Here is a 3,542-nt window from a genome sequence, read left to right on the forward strand (position 1 = left end):
GTGTCGGGCCGGTTGGTGGTGACGGTGCACCATCTGGCGGTGGACGGGGTGTCCTGGCGCATCCTGCTGCCGGACCTGTTCACCGCCTGGCACGCGACCCCGGAGAACGCGACCCCTGAGCTTTCGGCAGCTCACGAGGGGACCAGCCGCCAGGCGGTCCTGCGAGAGGCGACGGGTCAAGAAGGAGCCGCGCTGGAAGCGGCCATTCAAGAGGTGACCGCTCGGGGAACCGCCCCGGTGCTGGAGCCGGTGCCCACGTCCTTCCGTACCTGGGCACACCGCCTGCACGACGAGGCGGCCCGCAGAGTCGGTGAACTCGACCACTGGGCCGAGATCCTCGACGGCCCTGATCCGCGTATCGGGCGCAGGCCCCTCGATCCGTGTCTCGACACCGCCGCGACGTTGCGCGGTCTCCGCCGCACCCTGCCTCCGGAGAAGGCCGAACCTCTACTGGCGGCCGTCCCCGCCGCGTTCCACGGCCGGGTCAACGACGTGCTGCTCGCCGGGCTCGCCCTGGCCGTGACCCACTGGCGCAGGAAGCGCGGTGCCCGGGGCACCTCCGTCCTGCTCGACCTGGAGGGACACGGCCGGGAGGAGATCTTCCCCGACGTCGACCTGTCCAGGACCGTGGGCTGGTTCACCACCATCCACCCCGTCAGGATCGACCCGGGTCTGACCGGTTGGTCCGACGAACGGGCCGCGGCCCAGGCGATCAAAAAGGTCAAGGAGCAGCTCAGGGCGCTGCCCGACCCGCTGGGTTACGGGATGCTCCGCCATCTCGCCCCGGAGACCGCGCAGAAGCTCGCCGAGTTTCCCCGTCCGCAGATCGTGTTCAACTACCTCGGCCGGGTCGCGGTCACCGGAGGCGACTGGAACCTGGTTCCCACCGAGATCGGCGGTTACGACCCCGGGATGCCGGTGGCCCACGTCCTGGAGGTCAACGTGACCACGCACGACCGGCCGGACGGCCCTCACCTGGAGGCTGTCTGGTCCTGGCCCGAGGGGGTGCTCGACGAGGCGGAGGTCGCCGAGCTGGCCGAGACCTGGTTCGAGGCGCTCGTCGGACTGGCCGAGCACGGTGCGGGAGGACACACACCGAGCGACCTCCTGGTCGACCTGGACCAGGAGGAGATCGACCGTATCCAAGCCGCGTGGGAGAAGCGTTGACGCAGGTCCAGGACATCCTCCCGCTCTCGCCGCTGCAGCAGGGCCTGTTCTTCCACGCCCTCCATGACGAGCACGACCTCTACACCGCGCAGGTCACCCTCGACCTGGACGGCCCGCTGGACGTCCCCGCGCTCCGTGCCGCCGCCGCCAGGCTGCTCGAACGCCACTCCAACCTGCGCGCCGCCTTCTGGCACGAGGACCTCAGCCGGCCCGTCCAGGTCATCCCGGACAGTGTCGAACCGTCCTGGCGGGAGGTCGAGGGGGCAGATCCGGCCGCGGTGGCCGCAGAGGAGAGGGCACGCCCGTTCGACCTGGCGGTGCCGCCGCTCATCCGCTTCGTTCTCGTACGACCTGAGCCCGGCAGGCACCGGCTGATCATCACCAACCATCACATCCTGCTCGACGGATGGTCCACCCCGCTGCTCGTCACGGAACTGCTGGCGCTCTATCTCGGCGTGGAGGCCCCGCCCGCGCCGCCGTACAAGAACTACCTGGCCTGGCTGTCCCGCCAGGACCGCGCCGCCGCGAAGGATGCCTGGGAGCGGGCACTGGAGGGCATCGACGAGCCGACGCTGGTCGCGCCCGCCGCGGGCGCGCCCGTGACGCCGGGCAAGGTCGCCACCGAGCTGGGCGCCGACCTGACCGCCGCGCTGACCAGACTGGCCCGTCGCCGTGGCGTCACGGTCAACACGGTCCTGCAGGGAGTGTGGGGACTGCTGCTCGCCAAGCTGACCGGCCGCGAGGACGTCGTCTTCGGCGCGGTCGTATCGGGCCGCCCGCCCGAGCTGCCCGGGGTCGAGCGCATGGTCGGCCTGTTCATCAACACCGTGCCCGTCCGGGTCCGGCTCCGCCCCGCCGAGCCCGTCGGTGAAATGCTGGAACGCCTTCAGGACGAGCAGGCGGAGCTGATGCCCCACCACCACCTGGGGCTGACCGAAATCCAGCGCGGCATCCTGTTCGACACCGTCACCGTGCTGGAGAACTACCCATTCGATCCCTCCACCGCCGGTACCGCCCTTGGCGAGGTCCGGCTGACCGGCTTCGGCTCGACAGACGCCCACCACTACCCTCTCGCTCTGGTAGCCGTCCCCGGCGACCGCCTCACCCTGCGGCTGGACCACCGGCCCGACCTGTTCGGCACCGCCGAGGCCCGGCGGCTGCTCGACCGGATGAGCCTGCTGCTCACCACGATCGTCACCGACCCGGACATGCCGGTCGGCCGGATCGGCATCCTTGACGTCGCCGAGCACAGACAGGCCGTCGAGGAGTGGAACGACACCGGCGCATCGGTGCCGCGCCGCACGTTGCCCGAGCTCTTCGAAGCCGCCGTCGCCCGTGACCCCGAGGCCACCGCGCTGACCCACCTTGGCGAGAGTGTCACGTACGGGCAGCTCAACGGCCGCGCCAACCGGCTGGCTCGGCTGCTGGTGGCCGAGCACGGAATCGGCCCCGAGCGGTTGGTGGCGCTGAGGCTGCGCCGTTCCGCTGATCTGGTGGTCGCGGCGCTGGCCGTGCTGAAGGCGGGCGGTGCGTACCTGCCCGTCGACCTGGGCTACCCGGAGGAACGGGTCGCCTACATGCTCGCGGACGCCGCCCCCGCCCTGGTGGTCGACGCCGGCTGGCTGGCCGGGGTCGACACCTCCGGATACGCGGAGTCCGATCCGGGGGTGCCGCTCGTGCCGGAGAGTCCAGCGTACGTGATCTACACCTCCGGTTCGACGGGGCGGCCCAAGGGCGTCGTGGTCACCCACGCCGGCATCGCCGCCCTCGCGTGCTCGCAGGTCGACAGGTTCGGGATCACCTCGGACAGCCGCGTTCTGCACTTCGCCTCGCCGAGCTTCGACGCCTCGGTCATGGAACTGCTGATGGCCTTTGCTGCCGGGGCCGCCCTTGTCATTCCTCCTTCCGGCGCCTACAGCGGAGCCGCACTGGCCGATGCCCTGCGGGATGCGCGGGTCACCCATGCCCTGATCCCCCCGGCAGCCCTGGCCGGGGTTCCGGAGGTCCCGCTGCCCGACCTGCGGACCCTGATCGTCGGCGGGGACGCCTGCGCGCCGAACCTGGTGGACACCTGGGCCCCCGGCCGCCTGATGATCAACGCGTACGGCCCGACAGAGGCGACCATCGCCGCCACCATGAGTGCCCCCCTGAAGGCGGGTGAGATCCCGCCGATCGGCTCGCCGGTGCGCGACGCGCGGGCGTACGTGCTGGATTCGTGGCTGCGGCCGGTTCCGGTGGGGGTGGAGGGGGAGCTGTACCTGGCCGGGCCCGGTCTCGCGCGGGGGTATCTGGGGCGGGCGGGGTTGACGGCGGAGCGGTTTGTGGCGTGTCCGTTCGATGGTTCCGGTGGGCGGATGTATCGGACGGGGGATGTG

General features: G+C 71.3%; 2 protein-coding genes. Both read left to right on the plus strand.

Features of this window, described 5'->3' with window-relative positions; genetic code table 11:
- Window positions 1-1,167, plus strand: a 1,167-nt coding sequence (locus IG98_RS0143520) for a condensation domain-containing protein (RefSeq protein ID WP_245651967.1), incomplete at its 5' end; no start/stop codon positions are given.
- A partial coding sequence (locus IG98_RS0143525) for a non-ribosomal peptide synthetase (protein ID WP_030926328.1) occupies window positions 1,164-3,542 on the plus strand: 2,379 nt, incomplete at its 3' end. The genes IG98_RS0143520 and IG98_RS0143525, both read left to right, overlap by 4 nt.

Origin of the sequence: Streptosporangium amethystogenes (genome assembly GCF_000721075.1) — a bacterium.
GTDB lineage: Bacteria > Actinomycetota > Actinomycetes > Streptosporangiales > Streptosporangiaceae > Streptosporangium > Streptosporangium amethystogenes.